This window comes from Flavobacteriales bacterium (genome assembly GCA_020635855.1).
Taxonomy (GTDB): domain Bacteria; phylum Bacteroidota; class Bacteroidia; order JACJYZ01; family JACJYZ01; genus JACJYZ01.
The window spans coordinates 206951-227087 of the sequence record JACJYZ010000004.1 but is presented as its reverse complement, the minus strand read 5'-3'; the positions used below and the strand labels follow the sequence as shown (position 1 = coordinate 227087).

Sequence of the window (20137 nt, the reverse complement as noted above, 5' to 3'; positions counted from 1 at the left end):
CGGGATCGGGTTATGGTGGACCCTTGTGTCTTTGTGCCTTGGTGGTATTTTTTCTGAGGTATGGCCTTCGGCCAAATAAAGCCGCCTTTGCAGAAGGGATATGCCCTACTCGATTACCTTGATGATATTCACCGGGCACACTTCCGCCGCACGTCGCAGCTTATCCGCTTCGTCATCGCCGGTGGTGACCTGGTAGATGTTTTTTTTCTGGATGCTGCCGATCAGTACGCTCTTGCCATCGGTGCGGGAGATGCGCCATCGTTGCTTGTCCACTTCCACACAGGCATTGCAACCGATGCACTTATGCCGGTAGTGGATGACCTTGATCAACGGTGCTGACCAGTTTGTAGAGTTTGTCGGACGCCCGGATGGATTCGTTCATCGGCATGGAGAATACATCGCCTTTGCGCACCGTCTGAACCTGCTTTTCATCCACGCGAAGTTCACGCACTTCATCATACACGACGCCGGTTGTGGGTCCGGTGACCAGGATGCGGTCGCCCACACTCAGTTGCTGGCTTTCCGCCAGGAATTCGGCTGCGCCGGCCTGCTTGAAAAACTTCCGGCCCTTGCCGATGTATACCTTCTTTTCGGTCGCTTTGGATCCCGGATCTTTTGCCCACTCGCCCAGCTTGCGTCCCAGGTAGTACCCTTCCCAGAATCCGCGGTTGAATACCGTCTCAAGATCCTTCATCCATCCTTCTACCTTTTCGGGGGTGTAGGTGTTATCCAGAACTGCATCGGCTGCCTCACGGTAACAGCGGGTGGCGGTGTACACGTAGTCCGCCGACCGTCCGCGGCCTTCGATCTTCAGCACCGAAACGCCGGTGTCGATTACCTGGTCGAGGATGTCTACGGTGCAAAGGTCTTTCGCCGACATGATGTTCTCGTTCTCCATCTGGAACTCGAAACCATCATCGGCATCAGTTACAATATAGCTTTTGCGGCAATTCTGGAAACAGGCTCCACGGTTGGCCGAAGCGTTATGGGTATGCAGACTCAGGTAACATTTGCCTGATACGGCCATGCACAGGGCGCCATGCACGAATACTTCGGTCCGCACGAGCGATCCGCCCGGTCCTTTGATGTCTTTCCTTTCGATCTCCCTTACAATGGACGCCTGCTGTTGCAGCGTCAGTTCACGTGCCAGCACCACCACATCGGCCCATTGGGAGAAGAAGCGAACCGACTCCACGTTGGTCACATTGGCCTGTGTGCTGATGTGCACCGTTAATCCGACTTCCTTGGCATGTTGCATCACGGCCAGGTCGGAAGCGATCACCGCACTGATGCCTGCTTCCTTTGCAGCTTCCACCACTTTCTTCATGAAGGGAATGTCATGATCGTAAATGATGGTGTTGAGGGCGAGGTAGGCTTTGGCGTTGCTGGCCTTGCAGCGTTGGGCCACTTCCTTCAGGTCTTCCAGCGTGAAGTTGGCCGAACTGTGCGTGCGCATGTTCAACTGCTCCACCCCGAAATAGATGGAGTTGGCGCCACCCTTCAGGGCTGCCGCCAACGATTCGAACGACCCGGCAGGGGCCATGATCTCAATGTTCCTGTTCTGCAAAATCTTGTCCTTTGACCGTAAAATTAAGGAAAAGAGAGCATACTACATACAGCAAGAGCATACAGCAACAGCATACAGTGTCCGGCATTCTGCACCGTCATGACAATTTTGCGGGCCTTAATAAGGCAAGTCTATTCGCTATTTACTTTCATCATGCTGAAAAGCATTTTCGAAAGCTCCTCTAGTTTTAAACGGAACAACTTGCAGTTATTCTCAAGGGATGGATGAAGATCCGTAAGGTGGTCAAAAATAGCGGCGCATTCAAAAACCGATCCCCGTGCTATGATGAAAAAGCGATTCTTGTCCCTCTTTGTTAACCTCCCGGTTCCTTCGGCAATATTCAGCATGATACTCAGTGATGCCCGTCTCAGTTGATCAGCAAGAAATCGATCCGTTCTGGTCCTGGAAAGAAACGACACCACTTCTTTATAATGCTGTTTCGATTTGTGGTAAACATCAAGTTTTTCAAAATCAAACATAGCTGTACAATGATTGGTTCATGCAAATCTCGCTGGTATTTATAACTGTATGAACTAAGGTTGAGCGAATAGTTACACGGGTAAGATTGAACAAAAGGTTGGTTGATTGCCCATAAAATGCACTTAACATCACGGATGCCTCACTGTATGCTGTATGCTCTTGCTGTATGCAGTTGCCGTATTTTCGGTACCTTGCGGCGAATTATGGCGAACCAAGAATGGCAATGAAAACAGTACGCATCACCAAGGAGATCAATTTTGAGATGGCACATGCCCTGTATGGGCACGACGGGCCTTGCAAGGACATTCACGGACATTCATACAAACTTACCGTGACGCTGAGGGGCAAACCCATTGATGATTCTGCAAGCCCGAAGTTCGGCATGGTGATGGACTTCGCCGATCTGAAAAGGATTTTGAAATCGAAAGTGACCGATGAATTCGACCATGCCGTGCTGGTGTGGGACCAATCCCCGTTCGCCAAAATGGCCCAAGACCCGCTGTACGGAAACATCATCCCGGTATCTTTTCAACCCACTTGTGAGAACATCCTGCTGGAGATCGTGAGAAGGGTGAGACCCGAACTCCCTGATGGCGTTGAACTGGCCAGCATGCGCCTGCGCGAAACCGCCACCAGTTATGCGGAGTGGCAGGCGGAAGACCCCAATTGATATGACCGACCTGATTGCCAAATACAACGTTCCCGGTCCGAGGTACACCAGCTACCCCACGGTACCTTACTGGGAAAACAACCTGGATGCGGAACAGTGGAAACACCACGTAAAAGGTGCGTTCGACGCAAGCAACGAGGAAAGCGGCCTGAGTCTGTACATCCACCTGCCTTACTGTGAAAGCCTTTGCACCTTCTGCGGGTGTAACACCCGCATCACCGTGAACCATGCGGTGGAAAGACCTTATGTGGATACCATCCTGAAAGAATGGGACATGTACCTGGAGATCTTCGGCGCCAAACCCAAACTGAGGGAACTGCACCTGGGCGGAGGCACACCCACCTTTTTTTCTCCGGAGAACCTGACACATATGCTCACCGGTATATTGGATCGCTGCGAGCCCACTTCCGATCATGAGTTCGGTTTCGAAGCACATCCGAGGAATACCACACCTGAGCACCTTGAGGCCCTATACAAACTCGGGTTCCGCCGGCTAAGTCTCGGCATCCAGGACTTCGACCCGGTGGTGCAGGACACCATCAACCGACATCAGACTTTTGAAGAAGTGAAGGATGTGACCGAAACGGCCAGGAAACTGGGCTACACATCCATCAACTTCGATCTGGTGTATGGCCTTCCGTTTCAGAAGACGTCAAGTGTTCAGGATACAGTTGAGAAAGTGAAAGAATTGATGCCGGACCGCATCGCTTTCTATAGCTACGCCCATGTACCCTGGATCAAACCCGGTCAACGCAAGTTCACCGAGGCCGACCTTCCGTCAGACAGCGAAAAACGTGCACTGTACGAACTGGGCAAGGGAATGCTGGAAGATGCCGGGTTCGAAGAAATAGGGATGGACCATTTCGCCCTGAAAACCGACGGGTTGTACAAGGCCGCCGGGAACAAAACCCTGCATCGGAATTTCATGGGGTATACCCCTGTATATACCCGGTTGATGGTGGGCCTGGGCGTATCATCCATCGGTGACAGTTGGACGGCCTTTATGCAGAACAAGAAGGTGGTGGAAGAATACATGGCCGATGTGCAGGCCGGACGCTTACCGGTATTCAGGGGTCATGTGCTGAATGAAGAAGACCTCGTGGTGAGAAGGCACATCCTCGACCTGATGTGTCACATGGAAACTTCCTGGGACAGCGATTCTCCGTATGCCGGGTTGTTGTCAGATGGTGTTGGTAAACTGGATGAAATGATGTCGGACGGACTGGTGGTTACCGGAGCTCATTCAATCCGTATCACGCCGGAAGGAAAACCCTTTATGCGAAATGCCTGTATGGCTTTTGATGCCAGGTTGTGGCGCAGCAAACCCAAGGAGCAGATCTTCTCACGTACCATCTGACGGGTTCGCTTCGCTCACGTAAATGGTAAATATGCTGCGCGGTCAATGACTCCCGCTGGTCGCGTAAATATGCTGCGCGTAAATAGCTCCCGTTGGTCGCGTCAATGGCAACCTGCCGTAGATCTGCACCTGGCTTGAGTGATGCATACCTTCGTCCGATGTCCATTTTCAAATTGGCACATCAGCGCATGCAGTCTTTAGTCGTAAGTCTATAGTCGTTAGCTGACATTCAGGGATCACAGGCGACCTTCCGTCTAATGTCTCAAGTCCAAACCTCGTCTGATAGATATTCCCCTGCCGGATGCCCATTTTCAAATCAGCACATCAGCACATTATTTTAAATTATACCCCAGCATGAACATCAGCACATTGTTGTATTGTCCGCGGTTCCAGCGGTAAACGGCACCGGCGGCATGGGGGCGGATCGGCAGGATGGAGTTATCAAGACGCCACTGGAATTCCCATCGTTCCCCCAGGTTATATGCAATGGTCAGGTTGGCGTTGAGTTCGGTTTTGTTAAAAGGTCTGGGCGGGTTGTAAGGGATATCTCCGTACTGATCTTTTTCCTTGCTTCCGATCAGGGCGCCGAAGGAAGGCCCGAACCCGAATATGAAATTGTCTTTATGGTAACGCAGCAGCACGGGCACTTCCATGTATTGGAGGGCCATTAGATAGAATCTGTAATCCCCTTTGCCAGGGTTGGCTGCTTTGCGGCTTCCTTTCTCTACATAATGAATGCCCATCTCCCAGCTGAACTTCTCCGAGGTGGCGAGAGAGGCAAAGGCGCCGCCGGCGAATCCGATCTTGTCGAACCCACCCAGGTCATCTCCGGAAACCTGGCTGGTACTTACACCCAGCCTCAGGCATGCCTTGAAGTTTTGTCCGTACCCGGAGGAGACACCTGCCATAAGAAGAAGGGTTAGAATAAAAGTGGAGACGGGGTGTCGGTTGAAGCGTAGCATTTCGATTACTTGGTTTGGAGTTGCAGGGCCAGTTCGGCAATGCCGATGGTGGCTGGTTTTCGAATCAGGGAAAGGTTGTCAACGTATCCGACCTCGGTTTCATTCGGGTCGATCAGGAATTTGGGTATATGTCGCGGGGCATAATGCACAAGGCCCGCAGCGGGGTATACAGCCATGGATGTACCAATGATGATCAGCATCTCGGCTTGTTGGGTGATTTGTTGTGCCACTTCGATCATCGGCACCATTTCACCGAACCATACGATATGAGGCCTGAGCTGCGAACCTTTTTCACAGGTATCACCCATTTTAAGCTCCCATCCGTCCAGGTCGTAAACCAGTCGGGGATCTGTCGTGCTTCGCACTTTGCGGATCTCACCATGCAGGTGGGTCACCCTGGTGGAACCTGCACGTTCATGGAGATCGTCTATGTTTTGTGTAATGATTTGAACGTTGTGGTGTTTCTCCAGATCGGCCAGGATGAGATGGGCGACATTCGGTGATACCTCCATGATTTGTTTGCGTCGCTGGTTGTAGAAGTCGAGCACCAGTTCCGGGTTGCGGCGGAAAGCTTCGGGTGTGGCCACTTCTTCAAGGGGATATTTTTCCCACAATCCACCGCTATCCCTGAATGTTGAAATACCACTTTCGGCACTCATGCCTGCACCGGTCAGAACTACTATATTCATGGGCAGAAAGGTTGAAAGTGACTTGGGTTTAATTTTTACATTTGTCTGGTAGAGTAAACAAAATTACAATTATGGGTAAAAACCAAAAGCAGGAAGCGCTGGAATACCATGCCCAGGGCAGACCGGGCAAAGTAGAAGTAGTTCCGACAAAGCCTTACAGTTCCCAGCGTGACCTTTCGCTGGCATATTCTCCCGGCGTGGCCGATCCATGTGTGGCCATCCATGAACAGCCTGAAGATGTGTATAAATATACCGCCAAGGGCAACCTGGTAGCGGTGATCTCCAATGGCACGGCAGTGCTCGGACTTGGCAACATAGGTCCGGAAGCATCCAAGCCGGTGATGGAAGGGAAGGGTGTACTGTTCAAGATCTTTGCAGACATTGATGTGTTCGACATCGAGGTGAACAACACAGAAGTGGATGCATTCGTCAATACCGTCAAGGCCATTGCGCCTACGTTTGGAGGCATCAACCTGGAAGACATCAAGGCGCCCGAGTGTTTCGAGATTGAGAAACGCCTGCGTGAAGAACTGGACATACCGGTCATGCACGACGACCAACACGGAACGGCCATCATCTCCGCCGCTGCGTTGATCAATGCACTGGAGATCGTTGGCAAAGACATCCGGGATGTGAAAATTGTTGTGAACGGTGCCGGCGCATCGGCTGTATCCTGCACCAAGTTGTATCTGGCATTGGGTGCCACCCTGGATCATATTGTGATGGTCGACAGCAAAGGCGTGATCACCAAAGAAAGGGAAGGACTGGATGAACAGAAAAGTTTCTTTGCCACTGACCGCAAAATTGAGACGCTGGAGGAAGCCATGAAGGACGCGGATGTGTTCCTGGGGCTCTCAAAAGGCAACGTTGTTACCGGTGACATGGTCAAATCCATGGCGGCCAACCCCATCGTTTTTGCCCTTGCCAACCCCGATCCGGAGATCTCATGGCCTGAGGCCATGGCTGCCAGGGAAGATATCGTGATGGCCACCGGGCGTTCCGATTACCCCAACCAGGTGAACAACGTGCTCGGATTTCCATTCATTTTCCGGGGTGCACTCGATGTACGCGCTACCACCATCAACGAAGAGATGAAACTGGCCGCCGTGCAAGCGATCGCTAACCTGGCCAAGGAGCCTGTGCCCGAAATCGTGAACCAGGCGTACAATGCCCGTAACATGGTTTTCGGGAAAGACTATATCATTCCCAAACCCATGGATCCGCGCCTGATCACACGGGTGGCGCCTGCTGTGGCAAAGGCGGCACTGGAAACGGGCGTGGCCAAACATACTATTGAAGACTGGGAAGGATACGATGTCCAGCTCATCAAACGGATGGGCCTTGACAACAAGCTGATTGCAGCCATCACTACCCAGGCCAGGCAAAACCCCAAACGCGTGGTGTTTGCGGAAGCCGATCATTACAAGATCCTGAAGGCAGCCAAAATGGCCAAAGACGAAGGCATCGCCAAGCCGATCCTGCTGGGAAATGAAGAGCGGATCCGAAAACTGATGAAAGACAACCACCTTGATCTGGGTGATACACCCATCATCGATCCGCGCAGCGAAAAGGAAGAAGACCGTCGCCGGCAATACGGTGACCTCCTGTTCCACAAAAGGCAGCGCAGGGGATTCACGGACTATGAATCCAGGCACATCATGAGGGAACGAAATTACTTTGGTGCAATGATGGTTGAAAACGGGGAAGCGGACGCCCTCATTTCAGGTCTCACCCGCAACTACCCGGATACGGTGAGGCCCGCCCTGCAAATCATCGGAACCCAGAAAGACGTGAAGCGGGTGGCTGGCATGTACATCCTGTTCACAAAGAAAGGACCATTGTTCTTCGCCGATACCACGGTGAATACCAACCCAACCGCGGATGAACTGGTAGATATTGCCGTGCTCACGGCCAGAGCGGTTAAACAATTCAATGTACAACCACGCATCGCCATGTTGTCTTACTCGAACTTCGGTTCATCAGACGGGTCAGAATGCAGAAAGGTAAGGGAGGCCACAGCCACGTTGAAGGAAAAGTTTCCAGGACTGATCGTGGATGGCGAGGTGCAGGCCAATTTCGCCCTGAACCCCGACATGCTGCGTGAGAACTTTCCATTCACCGAATTGGGAAAAGAAGGTGCCAATACCCTGATTTTTCCGAACTTGTCTGCCGGTAACATTGCCTATAAACTTGTGCTCGAACTGGGAGCCAGTGAGGTCATCGGCCCGGTGCTGCTGGGATTGAACAAGTCGGTTCACGTATTGCAGCTGGGCAGTTCGGTTCGTGAGATCGTGAACATGATCACCCTGGCTGTGGTAGATGCACAGAACAAGAAAAAGACCCAATGATCACCCAACTCAGAGGCCGGCTGGTGGAGAAAAACCCAACCCAGGCGGTTGTGGATTGCAACGGTGTAGGTTACCTGCTGCACATTTCTCTACATACCTATTCGGCATTGGGTGCCGATGAAAATATCCTGATCTATACACACCTGGTGGTACGGGAAGATGCGCAGATACTCTACGGTTTTGCCACCAAAGAAGAGCGGGAAACGTTTCGGCAACTGATTTCTGTGTCGGGCGTGGGACCGTCAACCGCCCAGATGATTTGTTCGTCACTCACTCCCGGTGAAATACGAAAAGCCATCCTTGATGGAAACGTGGGACTGCTGAAAAGCATTAAAGGCATTGGTGCCAAGTCGGCCGAACGCCTGATCGTTGACCTGCGTGATAAGATCGGTAAGTCGGTGAATCTGGCACCGGTGGCCGGTATGGAAGCGGCCGGGTCGGTACGTGATGAAGCTGTGGCGGCGCTTGCACAGCTCGGTATCAATCGCGTACAGGCAGAGCGGGCCGTGGAAAAGGGCCTGAAAGAGGCAGGGCAGGAAGGCCGGGTGGAGGATGTGATCAAAGTGGCCTTAAAAAACCTATAACATTAGAGTTTGTGGAATTTCTTTCCTTTGTGTCCCCCATTTGGGTGCAATGCAGCCATTTCGGGAGAGTTGAAGGAAACGTGAAGGCTGCATATACTATGTGACACCTAAGCACGTTTTTCCTATTTTCATCTGAATTTTCGGAGACGAAACAGGCGAAAACGCAAGCGCGGAAATGAATTGAATTGATACGCTCAAAGATCATAGCACCCGTTGGGCTGGCCACTGTCATAGGATTGGCCACGCTTACCTCCATGAAACCGGGTGGTAGCAGCCTGCTGAACATGTTCGCAGCTCCGGCGGTCGCACCGGTAACGGGAGATGTGAAGCTGCCCGGAGATACCGACCTCCCCTATCAACCCAAAGACCGGTTCGGGGATTACACGGGTGCCGATGACAACCCCCTTTACCTGAACGATCCATCCAATATACAACGGCGCATCGAATACGACCCGGAAACCGGTCAGTACATCATCACCGAACGCATCGGGAACATCGATTACCGCAACCCGTCTTATATGACATTCGACGAGTTCCAGAAGTACATGGCGCAGAAATCCGAACAGAACTACTGGAAGCAAAGGGTCAGCAGCGAAAGCTTTGAAAGACAGCGGTCGGTGATTCCTCAGATCCATGTGGGAGGCGAAGCGTTCGACCGCATTTTCGGAGGTAGTACCGTGGATATCCGCCCGCAGGGATCGGCGGAACTGATCTTTGCAGCCAACATCTCGCGCACCGATAACCCGGCCCTGCCCGTAAAACAACGCCGCATCAGCACGTTCGATTTTCAGGAAAAGATCCAGATGAACGTGATCGGTAACATCGGTGACAAACTCAAACTCACCACCAATTACAACACCGAAGCCACGTTCGATTTTGAGAATCAGATGAAACTGGAATACACGGGTTACGAGGATGAGATCATTAAAAAGATCGAGGCCGGGAACGTGAGCCTGCCGTTGACAGGAACGCTTATCACCGGTAGCCAGAGCCTGTTCGGTATCAAAACACAATTGCAATTCGGAAGAGCCACGGTGACCACCATCTTTTCGCAACAAAAGGGCAAGAAGTCTGAGATTGAATTGCAGGGAGGTGCGCAAACCAACGATTTCGAGATCAAAGGCGACAATTACGAAGCCAACCGCCACTTTTTCCTCTCGCAGTATTTCAGGGACCAGTACGAACCCGCATTGGCCCATCTGCCCACAATTCAGTCGGGCATCAACATCACCCGCGTGGAAGTATGGGTGACCAACAAAAGCCCGACGACCGAGAATACGCGCAACATCATCGCGCTGACCGACCTCGGTGAGAATGTGTCCAATATCTGCGACAATTCCAGCGGCTATATCACCCCCGGTTCGCTGACCGTGCCTGATAACACCACCAACAACCTGATGGCGAAAATCACCGCCGAAGCAGGCATACGGGATATCAATAGTTCCACGGGTGCGCTGATTGCAACCGGTCTGAAGCCGAGCCAGGATTATGAAGAGGTGGAAAGCGCCCGGTTGCTGAAAGAGTCGGAGTTCACCGTAGACCGCCGGCTGGGTTTCATTTCATTGAATATGCAGCTGAATCCAGATGAGGTACTTGCGGTTGCATACCAGTACACTGTGGGCAGCGATCTCTATCAGGTGGGTGAATTCTCCACCGATGGCATCAACAACCCGCAGAACCTGATGGTGAAGATGTTGAAGAGTACCCAGAACAATCCCAAGGATTGCAAATGGGACCTGATGATGAAGAACATCTACGCCATGAATGCCTACAATGTCAACCGGGATAACTTCCAGCTGAACGTTTTGTATTATGATGTGGACCAGGGATCATCCATCAACTACATCCCCGAAGGAACTGTGAAAGGTACACCACTCATCACCCTCCTCAACCTGGATAACCTGAATACCAACAACGATCCTACGCCTGACGGTTATTTCGATTTCATTGATGACATCACCATCCGCCCGCAAAACGGCCGCATCATCTTTCCGGTACTCGAACCGTTCGGCAGCTACCTGGCCTCCAAAATCAATGACCCGAATGTAGCCTCCAAATACATCTTCCAGGAGCTGTATGACTCCACCCGCACCGCAGCCCTGCAGATTCCGGAAAACAAGAACCGCTTCAGCATCAAGGGATCTTATCAGTCGTCCACCAGTTCGGAGATTTCCCTTGGTGTGCCCAATGTGCCCCAAGGATCGGTAACGGTGTCGGCCAATGGACGCATCCTCCAGGAAAATGTCGACTATACGGTCGATTACATGTTCGGTCGGGTGAAAATCCTCAATGAAGGTTTGCTTGCATCCGGTACGCCGATTAAAATTTCATTGGAAAGCAACTCCCTGTTCAACATCCAGTCGAAAACCCTGATGGGTGCCCACATGGATTACCGGATATCAAAAGACTTCAACCTGGGTGCCACTGTCCTCAACCTCACCGAAAGACCCCTCACGCAAAAGATCCAGATCGGCGATGAACCTATCAGCAATACCATCTGGGGGATTGATGGAAACTACCGCACCGAGTCACGATTCCTGACCAAACTGGTTGATAAACTGCCGTTCCTGGAGACCAAAGAAGTTTCTTCGATCACGGTCAGCGCGGAATTTGCCAACCTCGTTCCCGGGCATCAAAGGGCCATTGGTAAAGACGGAACCGCGTACATCGACGACTTTGAAGGCAGCGAAACCCCGATCGACATCAAATCCTTCGGCGCTTGGACACTGGCCAGCACGCCACAAGGGCAAACATCCATGTTTCCGGAAGGGGAACTCATCAATGACAAGGCCTATGGTTTCAACCGGGCCAAATTGGCTTGGTATTTCATCGATCCGTCTTTTCTCAGACAGGATTCCCAGACACCGGATCATATCAAGAACGACCTCAATGCGCAGTCGGATCACTATTCCCGCGAAGTGTTCCAGCAGGAGATTTTCCCCAATCGCCAATCACAAAGCGGCCAGCCGACCAACCTGGCAGTACTCAACCTGGCCTACTACCCGAAAGAAAGAGGACCCTACAACTATGATGTAGAACCCGGTACGTATTCCAAAGGGTTGAATGCCGACGGAAGCCTGGTTGATCCCGCTTCCCGTTGGGCCGGTATCATGCGGAAGATCGAAACCAACGATTTCGAATCAGCCAACATCGAATTCATTGAATTCTGGATGCTGGATCCCTTTATCTACAAACCCAATAGCAATGGCGGTGACCTGTATGTAGACCTGGGAAATATTTCGGAAGATGTACTGCGTGACTCGCGTAAGTTCTTTGAAAACGGACTTCCCGATAAAGCGGAAGTGTCCCTCGTGGATACCACCACCTGGGGGCGTGTGCCCATCGTGCAGTCGCTGGTAGATGGCTTCAGCAATGAACAGGATGCCCGTATATACCAGGACGTAGGTTTCGATGGTTTACGGGACGTTGATGAACGTACTTTCTTCGATACATCCTATGTAAGCAAGATCGCACAGGACCCTTCGCTGGGCGCTTCAAGTGCTGCCTACATCAATGCGGTGAGGGATCCTTCAGGTGACGACTACCATTATTACATGGGGGATGATTACGACAGCGCAAGGTACAGCATCCTCGACCGGTACAAGAAATACAATGGCCCCGACGGTAACTCCCAGGAAAGTAAGGGAAGTCTTGTGACCCAGGCCACATCCATTCCTGACAAGGAAGACCTGAACCGTGACAACAACCTGAGCAAGACCGAAAGCTACTATCAATACCATGTGAGCCTGCGGCCTGAAGACCTGGTGGTCGGACAGAACAACATCACCGACAAAGTGGATTATATCATCGAACTGCCCAACGGAACAAAAGACACCGTATCCTGGTACCAGTTCAGGATACCACTGAAAAAGCCGCAACTTACCGTTGGAGAGATTTCGGATTTCCGTTCCATCCGTTTCATCAGGATGTTCCTGCGTGACTTCGACGACGATGTGGTGTGCAGGTTCGCCACCATGGAACTGGTGCGAAGTGAATGGCGGAAATTCACCGACCTGCAGGGGCTGGGTGAATTGACACCGGACGATGCCGAAGACAACACCAACTTTGACCTGACCACTGTCAACATCGAAGAGAACAGCAACAAAACACCGGTGAACTATGTGCTTCCTCCGGGCATTAACCGGGAGCTCGACATCGCCACCACCAACCTTCGCCAGCTCAATGAACAGTCGCTTGTGTTCAAGGTCTGCGATTTGAAAGACGGAGATGCAAGAGGTGCTTTCAAGAACAGCAGTTTTGATCTTCGTTCATACAAGAAGCTGAAAATGTTCGCTCATGCGGAAGCCGTACCCAACAATACCCTGGGAGATAACGACGTGTCCGTTTTCATCCGCCTCGGTACCGATTTCAACGACAACTACTACGAATACGAAATACCGCTGGCCGTTACCCCCGCCGGTACCACAGACCCCTACAGCGTATGGCCCACTTCCAATGAACTGGATCTTGATCTGACCGTGTTGCATCGTGTGAAGCAGAACCGCAACATCAAGATGCTCACCAATTCCAATGTGACCCTGCTCAACCCATACACCGAATCGGATGGGAAGAACTACGCAACGGTGCGGGGAAATCCGAACCTGAGCGATGTGCGGGTGGTGATGATCGGCGTCAGAAACCCGAAACAGGGTACGCGTGCAGGAGATGATGATGACGGATTGAGCAAGTGTGCCGAAGTATGGGTAAATGAATTGCGCCTGGCCGATTTCGATGAAAAGGGCGGATGGGCGGCCAATGCACGAATCAATGCAAAGCTGGCCGATTTCGGAACCCTGGCTTTGTCGGGTAACATGAGTACGGTCGGTTTCGGCTCCATCGAAAAGAAGGTGAGTGAAAGGCAACGGGAAGATGTGCAGGCGTACGACATTTCCTCCAACCTCGAACTGGGTAAATTTCTCCCGGAGAAAACCGGGATCAAAATCCCGATGTACCTGGGCCACTCGGAAGGGTTCAGCCGGCCGCAGTACAACCCGCTTGACCCCGACATTTTGCTGAAGCCCGTGCTGGATAGTCCGGAGATTCCCCAACACCAGCGTGATTCCATTCGCACCACCGTGCAATCCTACAACAAGCGGCGAAGCCTGAACTTCACCAATGTGCATAAGGATAAGACAGGAGGTGGCAAATCGCACTTCTATGATGTGGAGAACCTGTCGGCCAACTATGCCTATACCGAATCTTATCTCAGGAATGTGCAGATCGAACACCAGACCGCGCGGACTTATAAAGGCGGACTGGTATACAATTTCAACACGAACCCGAAGCGGATTGAGCCCTTCAAGAATGTTCCTTTGTTCAAGTCGAAACACCTGAAGTTGTTCAGAGAATTCAACCTGTATACCATGCCGAACCGCGTGTCGGTACGCACCGACCTCAACAGGCTGTATTCCGAAAACCTGATGCGGAATACCAAAGCATCCGATTTCAAAATCCCGGAAACGTATAATAAGGCGTTTACCATGGGCAGGTACTACGATGTCAAATACGACCTGACCAAATCGTTGAAGCTCGACTACAGCGCCACCAACCTGGCGCGCATCGACGAACCGGAAGGCAAGATTGATACCGAAGAGGAGAAGGACAGCATCCGCACCAACCTGAAACACCTCGGTCGCACCACCGCATTCCAGCAAAGGGTGAGTGCCAACTACACCGTGCCGCTGAACATGATTCCGATGCTGAACTGGATCACACTGAACGGAAGGTATACCGGCAATTTCGACTGGCAAAGTGCTTCACTGGCAGCCGAGAGCTTCGGGAATACCATCAGCAATTCCAACCAGAAACAGGTGAACGGGCAGGTAAATCTGACCACACTCTACAACAAGATCCCGGCTTTGAAAAAACTGAATCAGCCGGAACCACCCAAGTCCAATCCCCGGACTAAAAAACCGGAGCCACCCAAAAACCCGAATGACTCAACGGGTACGGATAAGGACAAAAAAGACAAGAAGGAAAAAGATACGGATCAGTACGAGGCGTTCAACTACCTGGCCAGACTGCTGATCAGCGTGAAGAACGTTTCCGTGAACTACACCGAGAGCCGTGGCACACAACTTCCCGGTTTCAGGCCCAAACCGTACGTCATGGGGATTGAAAAGTATCGCTCCGACGGGCAAAATCAATATTCGGATGAACTGGCACCCGGTATTCCCTATGTGTTCGGGATGGGGCAGAAGGACATCATTTACAGGGCAAGTGAAAACGGTTGGATCACCAGGGATCCTTTGCTCAACAATCCCTTTATGACCACCTACACGCAGAACCTGAATTTGCGGAGCAGCATCGAACCGTTCAAAGACCTCAAAGTGGAACTCACCGCCACCCGCAACTACTCGGAGAACGAGCAGAGCTATTTTCGCTGGAGTCCTGACAGCAACCGTTATGTGAACTTTCAACCGGTGCAGACCGGTAACCTGAGCGTATCGTTCCTTTCAATCAAGACCGCTTTCAAAAACAGGGACAAGAGTGCGGAAGTGTTCGACCGGTTCATCCGGGGAGTAGGAGCGGATGTGTCGGCGCTGCTGGCCCAGGAAAGAGGCATTACCACCAAAGACCCGGAAGGTTACTATGAAGGTTACGGGCGCACTTCCCAGGAGGTACTCGTACCCGCCTTCATCGCGGCCTATTCCGGAAGATCGGTTCGCAAGGGCTTCCTGAATATTTTTACAGCTGCTCCCAAACCCAACTGGCGTGTGACGTACGACGGCCTCATGAAAAAGGAATTCTTCAAGAAACGGTTCAAGTCTTTCAGCCTGAGCCACGGATACAGGTCTTCTTTCAACGTGGGTTCTTTCACATCCAACCTGGCGTATGTACCCGGTGGAACGGCAAAAGATAGCAAAGGCGATTACATCCCGGAGCGACAGATCAACCAGGTATCGCTCACCGAACAGTTCAGTCCGCTGATCAACGTGGATGCAACCTGGAACAACAGCCTCATCACCAGGGTGGAGATCAAACGCGATCGTAACCTGTCGATGAACTTCGCCAACCTGCAGCTCACCGAACAGCGGGGAAATGAACTCGTGATCGGAAGCGGATACCGCATCCGTGACCTGGAACTGCCGATTCAACTTGGAAAGAAGAAACTGAAGAGCGACCTGAACCTGCGTGTCGACTTATCTATTCGAAACAATTATACGGTCACCCGCAAGTATGAAAATGGCATTGTGATTAACCAGGATGCCGGAGGAAATCGCATCATATCGGTGAAAACATCGGGAGATTATGTGATCAACGAGCGCTTCAACGTACGTGTCTTCTTTGATCGTGTGATCACCAAACCGGTGCTGAGTTCATCTTTCCCGACAGCCAATACCAGTGCCGGTGTGAGTGTGAGGTTTACGCTGGCTCAGTAGGGCCTCAGATGATAATCCGAAGCTTTTTACAAGGTCTGATTCAGGCGTTGGATGCAATTGAAAAAAATGTATTTTTGACAAAAAATTAAAGCAATGAACATTCCGGAAAATCTGAAATACACCAAAGATCACGAGTGGGTACGCGTGGAAGGAAATGAAGCGTGGATAGGTATCACCGATTTCGCTCAGGGCGAATTGGGAGACATTGTATTTATCGATATCAATTCCGTGGGTGATAACCTGGCCAAAGAGGATGTGTTCGGAACCGTTGAAGCGGTGAAGACCGTGTCGGACCTGTTCATGCCCCTTACCGGCGAAGTTCTGGAATGGAACAAGTCTTTGGAAGCAAACCCCGAGTTGGTGAACAAAGATCCTTACAAGGAAGGTTGGATGGTGAAGATCACCGTTGGATCGGCCGATGAACTCGACAGCCTGCTGACAGCCGAGCAATACCGCGAGCTGGTAGGCGAGTAAGCCACGATGTTTTTCAAGCACAATGCTTTTGCCCTGCTGTGGGCAGGGGTGATTCTCTTGTTGTGCGGAATTCCGGGAGATGAGTTGCCGGATTGTGACCTGTGGGATTTGTTTTCATTTGACAAAGCAACCCATGCCACCATCTTTGCTATTCAGGCAGCCTCTTTGACCGTAGGCTTTAAAAAACAATACCGGTTCTTTACGTTGCGTTATCATGCCATAGGCTATGCCTGGCTTTTCACCCTGCTGTATGGTGCATGTACCGAGTTGTTGCAATGGGTGGTATTCACCCACAGATCTGCAGATTGGGTTGATATGATGGCCAACGGGGTAGGAGCTACATTGGGTGTTGCACTGTATCTGGTTGTATATGGCAACCTCCAGCCCGGTCAATGCCACAGGCAAGACTAGCCGGTTCGTACAAATTTTTCATAAAGGTTTTGTGGAAAATTCGCTACTTTAGCATCCTATTGAAGGCCGCCTCAATAAAAAAAGAAAAGACATGTCAGTAGAAAAATCTCCGGAAGCCGATCTCGAAAGAAAGAGGTCTTCCTTTTTGCTCATCAGCTACGTGGTCGTTCTGGCCATCACGCTGGTTGCTTTCAGGTGGAAGATGTATGACCGGAAGCTCATGGACCTGGGCGCTGTGACCGTTGAAATGGAAGAAGAAGATATGATTCCGGTTACCCGTCAGGATCAACCCCCACCGCCTCCGCCCCCGCCGCCTCCCGCCCCGCCGGAAGAGTTGGAAATTGTAAAGGACGATGAGGAAGTGAACAACGATCAGGATCTGTTCAACTCCGAAGCCGATGAGGAAATGATAATTGAAGCGCCTCCTCCCGCAGAAGAAGAAGCGGCCGAACCCCAGGTGTTTGTGATCGTGGAAGACATGCCGCGTTTCCCGGGTTGTGAAAACGAGAAAGGCAGCAACCAGCAGAAAGACATGTGCGCCTTCCAGAAAATGCAACTGTTCCTGCAGAAGAACATGAAGTACCCGCCCAAAGCGGTGGATGCAAATATCACCGGTACCGTTCACGTAGGTTTCGTTGTGCTGGAAGATGGCAGCATCACCAGTGTGAAGGTATTACGTGGTATCGGAGGTGGCTGTGACGAAGAAGCCATCCGCGTGGTGAACGCCATGCCCAAGTGGAAACCCGGTAAGCAACGCGGTAAAGCCGTACGCTGTAGCTTTACGCTGCCGGTACGCTTCCAGCTTCGCTAATCGATACACATAAGAATAACAAACGCCCCGTTGCACTTGCAGCGGGGCGTTTGTTATTCTTATGCCTTGATGTTTTACTCTTGCTCCTGCAGTATGCTGTTGCTGTATGCTGTTGCTGTATGCTCAAATAATCATCCCCGCACCCACCGTTTCATTGGTGGCTTCATCAATCAGGATCAGGCTGCCGGTGGTACGGTTCTTCCGGTATCCGTCGAAAAACAGCGGGGCAGTTGTACGAATGGAGATGCGGCCGATCTCGTTCAATCCGAGGCTTTCCACATCTTCAATGCGATGAAGGGTATTGATGTCGACGCGGTACTTGATCTCCTTCACCACGCACCTCACGTCACGTGAGGTATGCTTCAGGTAGTACTTATTGCGTGGTGAAAGTTTTTTCTCGTTCATCCAACAAACCATCAGTTCCAGATCCTGGTTGTTATTCGGAGAGTTATCTTCACGTACGAGCATGTCGCCACGGCTGATATCAATGTCATCTTCCAGGGTCATGGTTACCGACATAGGTGCAAATGCTTCTTCCAGTTCCTGGTCCATCAGGTGGATGGATTTGATCTTGGATGAAAAGCCCGAGGGCAGTACCATTACTTCATCACCGATTTTGAACACGCCGCCTGCAATGCGACCGGCATATCCCCGGAAATCATGGTATTCATCGGATTGGGGGCGCACCACATACTGCACCGGGAAACGGCGATCTATGTGGTTGTTATCGCTGGCGATGTGAATGTTTTCCAGGAGGTACAGCAGGGTAGGTCCGTCATACCAGCTCATGTTTTCAGAACGGTTTACCACGTTATCGCCTTTGAGGGCACTGATGGGGATGAAGCGAACATCTGTTACATCCAGCTTGGAAGCGAATGCCTCGAAGTCGTCATGGATCTTATCGAAAGCCTCTTCTTTATAATCCACCAGGTCCATTTTGTTCACGCATACCACCACGTGCGGGATACGCAGCAGCGAAGCGATGAATGCATGGCGGCAGGTTTGTTCCACCACGCCATGGCGTGCATCCACTAGGATGATGGCCAGGTTGGCTGTAGAGGCACCGGTCACCATGTTGCGGGTATACTGGATGTGGCCGGGTGTATCTGCAATAATGAATTTTCTCTTGGGGGTTGCGAAGTACCTGTAGGCAACATCAATGGTGATACCTTGTTCACGTTCGGCGCGCAGGCCGTCGGTGAGCAGGGAGAGGTCGATGTGAGCATCGCCGCGTTTCTCGCTGGTGTTTTTGATGGCCTCGTACTGGTCTTCGAAAATGGACTTGCTATCGTAAAGCAAGCGACCGATGAGGGTACTTTTGCCGTCGTCTACACTGCCTGCTGTGGTGAAGCGCAGCAGTTCCATGTTCAGGTAACCTTCGGTGTCAACTTTTTGATTCATGTGCGGGAATATACTTGATATAGATGGAGTAAACCGTATGCTTGATTCGATTAAAAGTAACCTGCCTTTTTGCGGTCTTCCATGGCGGCTTCGGAGCGTTTGTCATCTGCACGTCCGCCACGTTCGGTCACACGGGATGCAGCCACTTCCTCGATGATATCCTGAAGGGTGGCTGCCGGTGATTCCACGGCACCGGTACAGGTCATGTCGCCGATGGTGCGGAACCGAACCACTTTTTCTTCCACCTGGTCACTGTCACGGAGGTTCAGGTAATCGGAATGGGCGAGCCACATGCCGTCACGTTTAACCACTTTGCGGGTATGGGAGAAGTAGAGGGAAGGCAGGGCGATGCTTTCAAGCAGGATGTACTGCCACACGTCCATTTCCGTCCAGTTGCTGATCGGGAATACACGGAAGTGTTCACCGATGTGTTTGCGTCCGTTGAAGATGTTCCACAACTCGGGTCGTTGGTTCTTGGGATCCCACTGGCCGAATTCATCTCTGTGCGAGAAGAAGCGTTCCTTGGCACGGGCTTTTTCTTCATCGCGCCGGGCGCCGCCGAGGGCCGCATCGAATTTGTGTTGTTCGATGGTATCCAGCAGTGTTACCGTTTGCAGGGCATTGCGGCTCGCATTGGGGCCTTTCTCTTCGGTTGCTTTTCCTTCATCGATCGACTGCTGCACGGAACCCACGATCAGGCGGGCACCGATCTTGTTCACCAGTTCATCGCGATACACCAGCGTTTCATCAAAATTGTGGCCTGTATCAATATGTACAAGGGGGAAGGGCAGTTTTGCCGGCCAGAACGCCTTCCTGGCCAGGTGTACCATCACAATGGAATCTTTGCCACCTGAAAAAAGCAGGGCCGGATTCTCAAATTGTGCAGCCACTTCCCTGATCACAAAGATCGACTCGGCTTCCAGTTCCCTGAGGTGGCTGAGGTTATATGATTTCATGTGGGTGTGTTTGGTATGTTTTAGATGCAATGTATTAGCTGGTCT

15 protein-coding genes are annotated in these 20137 nt (G+C 51.6%); 8 read left to right on the top strand and 7 right to left on the bottom strand.

The features are described 5' to 3' along the window. Nucleotides 1-105 precede the first annotated feature (105 nt). The 3 genes from H6585_13015 to H6585_13005 all read right to left on the bottom strand — a co-directional run bounded on the left by H6585_13015 (nucleotide 106) and on the right by H6585_13005 (nucleotide 2046). Complete coding sequence (locus H6585_13015; protein ID MCB9449253.1) at nucleotides 106-330, bottom strand: ferredoxin; 225 nt, start codon at nucleotides 328-330, stop codon at nucleotides 106-108. Then, nucleotides 302-1543 carry a U32 family peptidase gene (locus tag H6585_13010; protein ID MCB9449252.1) on the bottom strand — a complete coding sequence of 414 codons (1242 nt, stop codon included), beginning with the start codon at nucleotides 1541-1543 and terminating at the stop codon, nucleotides 302-304. The genes H6585_13015 and H6585_13010 overlap by 29 nt, the downstream gene beginning before the upstream one ends. A 155-nt stretch (nucleotides 1544-1698) precedes the next feature. Then, the gene (locus H6585_13005; protein ID MCB9449251.1) at nucleotides 1699-2046 is read right to left on the bottom strand and encodes a four helix bundle protein; all 348 of its coding nucleotides are present in this window, start codon (nucleotides 2044-2046) and stop codon (nucleotides 1699-1701) included. A 224-nt stretch (nucleotides 2047-2270) separates the two neighbouring features. Here H6585_13005 and H6585_13000 point away from each other — a divergent pair, with 224 nt between their 5' ends. Together H6585_13000 and hemN are read left to right on the top strand one after the other, a co-directional pair. Continuing rightward, nucleotides 2271-2717 (top strand): 6-carboxytetrahydropterin synthase, encoded by a 447-nt coding sequence (locus tag H6585_13000; protein MCB9449250.1) that lies wholly within the window; start codon nucleotides 2271-2273, stop codon nucleotides 2715-2717. A 1-nt stretch (nucleotide 2718) separates the two neighbouring features. Continuing rightward, complete coding sequence (gene hemN, locus H6585_12995; GenBank protein ID MCB9449249.1) at nucleotides 2719-4074, top strand: oxygen-independent coproporphyrinogen III oxidase; 1356 nt, start codon at nucleotides 2719-2721, stop codon at nucleotides 4072-4074. A gap of 332 nt (nucleotides 4075-4406) precedes the next feature. On the opposite strand, the gene H6585_12990 is transcribed toward hemN, so the two are convergent. Next, nucleotides 4407-4982, bottom strand: a complete 576-nt coding sequence (locus tag H6585_12990) for a PorT family protein (protein ID MCB9449248.1) — start codon at nucleotides 4980-4982, stop codon at nucleotides 4407-4409. Between the two features lie 59 nt (nucleotides 4983-5041). After that, nucleotides 5042-5725, bottom strand: coding sequence for an NAD-dependent deacylase (locus H6585_12985; protein MCB9449247.1), 684 nt, complete (start codon nucleotides 5723-5725; stop codon nucleotides 5042-5044). A 71-nt stretch (nucleotides 5726-5796) separates the two neighbouring features. Here H6585_12985 and H6585_12980 point away from each other — a divergent pair, with 71 nt between their 5' ends. The 6 genes from H6585_12980 (at nucleotide 5797) to H6585_12955 (ending at nucleotide 17735) form a co-directional block, all read left to right on the top strand. After that, nucleotides 5797-8073: an NADP-dependent malic enzyme gene (locus H6585_12980; GenBank protein ID MCB9449246.1), complete on the top strand. Its 2277-nt coding sequence runs from the start codon at nucleotides 5797-5799 to the stop codon at nucleotides 8071-8073. Then, on the top strand, nucleotides 8070-8657 hold the full coding sequence (gene ruvA / locus H6585_12975) for a Holliday junction branch migration protein RuvA (protein ID MCB9449245.1): 588 nt from the start codon (nucleotides 8070-8072) through the stop codon (nucleotides 8655-8657). Before H6585_12980 ends, ruvA begins: the two co-directional genes overlap by 4 nt. Nucleotides 8658-8842: 185 nt before the next feature. Continuing rightward, a complete protein-coding gene (gene sprA / locus H6585_12970) occupies nucleotides 8843-16039 on the top strand; it encodes a cell surface protein SprA (protein MCB9449244.1) in 7197 nt (2398 codons plus the stop codon). A 93-nt stretch (nucleotides 16040-16132) separates the two neighbouring features. Further along, nucleotides 16133-16513: a glycine cleavage system protein GcvH gene (gcvH, locus tag H6585_12965; protein MCB9449243.1), complete on the top strand. Its 381-nt coding sequence runs from the start codon at nucleotides 16133-16135 to the stop codon at nucleotides 16511-16513. Between the two features lie 6 nt (nucleotides 16514-16519). Beyond that, complete coding sequence (locus tag H6585_12960; GenBank protein MCB9449242.1) at nucleotides 16520-16924, top strand: VanZ family protein; 405 nt, start codon at nucleotides 16520-16522, stop codon at nucleotides 16922-16924. Nucleotides 16925-17015: 91 nt separating this feature from the next. Next, a complete protein-coding gene (locus H6585_12955) occupies nucleotides 17016-17735 on the top strand; it encodes an energy transducer TonB (GenBank protein ID MCB9449241.1) in 720 nt (239 codons plus the stop codon). Nucleotides 17736-17858: 123 nt separating this feature from the next. On the opposite strand, the gene cysN is transcribed toward H6585_12955, so the two are convergent. Continuing rightward, nucleotides 17859-19136 (bottom strand): sulfate adenylyltransferase subunit CysN, encoded by a 1278-nt coding sequence (gene cysN / locus H6585_12950; protein MCB9449240.1) that lies wholly within the window; start codon nucleotides 19134-19136, stop codon nucleotides 17859-17861. Nucleotides 19137-19186: 50 nt separating this feature from the next. Next, nucleotides 19187-20092, bottom strand: coding sequence for a sulfate adenylyltransferase subunit CysD (cysD, locus tag H6585_12945; protein ID MCB9449239.1), 906 nt, complete (start codon nucleotides 20090-20092; stop codon nucleotides 19187-19189). Between the last annotated feature and the right edge of the window lie 45 nt (nucleotides 20093-20137).

Excerpts from the sequence above, each read along its gene's own strand:
- H6585_13010 (MCB9449252.1), bottom strand. The coding sequence starts at position 1,543 with ATGGCCCCTGCCGGGTCGTTCGAATCGTTGGCGGCAGCCCTGAAGGGT.
- H6585_13005 (MCB9449251.1), bottom strand. The coding sequence starts at position 2,046 with ATGTTTGATTTTGAAAAACTTGATGTTTACCACAAATCGAAACAGCAT.
- H6585_13000 (MCB9449250.1), top strand. The coding sequence starts at position 2,271 with ATGAAAACAGTACGCATCACCAAGGAGATCAATTTTGAGATGGCACAT.
- hemN (MCB9449249.1), top strand. The coding sequence starts at position 2,719 with ATGACCGACCTGATTGCCAAATACAACGTTCCCGGTCCGAGGTACACC.
- H6585_12990 (MCB9449248.1), bottom strand. The coding sequence starts at position 4,982 with ATGGCAGGTGTCTCCTCCGGGTACGGACAAAACTTCAAGGCATGCCTG.
- H6585_12985 (MCB9449247.1), bottom strand. The coding sequence starts at position 5,725 with ATGAATATAGTAGTTCTGACCGGTGCAGGCATGAGTGCCGAAAGTGGT.
- H6585_12980 (MCB9449246.1), top strand. The coding sequence starts at position 5,797 with ATGGGTAAAAACCAAAAGCAGGAAGCGCTGGAATACCATGCCCAGGGC.
- ruvA (MCB9449245.1), top strand. The coding sequence starts at position 8,070 with ATGATCACCCAACTCAGAGGCCGGCTGGTGGAGAAAAACCCAACCCAG.
- gcvH (MCB9449243.1), top strand. The coding sequence starts at position 16,133 with ATGAACATTCCGGAAAATCTGAAATACACCAAAGATCACGAGTGGGTA.
- H6585_12960 (MCB9449242.1), top strand. The coding sequence starts at position 16,520 with ATGTTTTTCAAGCACAATGCTTTTGCCCTGCTGTGGGCAGGGGTGATT.
- H6585_12955 (MCB9449241.1), top strand. The coding sequence starts at position 17,016 with ATGTCAGTAGAAAAATCTCCGGAAGCCGATCTCGAAAGAAAGAGGTCT.
- cysN (MCB9449240.1), bottom strand. The coding sequence starts at position 19,136 with ATGAATCAAAAAGTTGACACCGAAGGTTACCTGAACATGGAACTGCTG.
- cysD (MCB9449239.1), bottom strand. The coding sequence starts at position 20,092 with ATGAAATCATATAACCTCAGCCACCTCAGGGAACTGGAAGCCGAGTCG.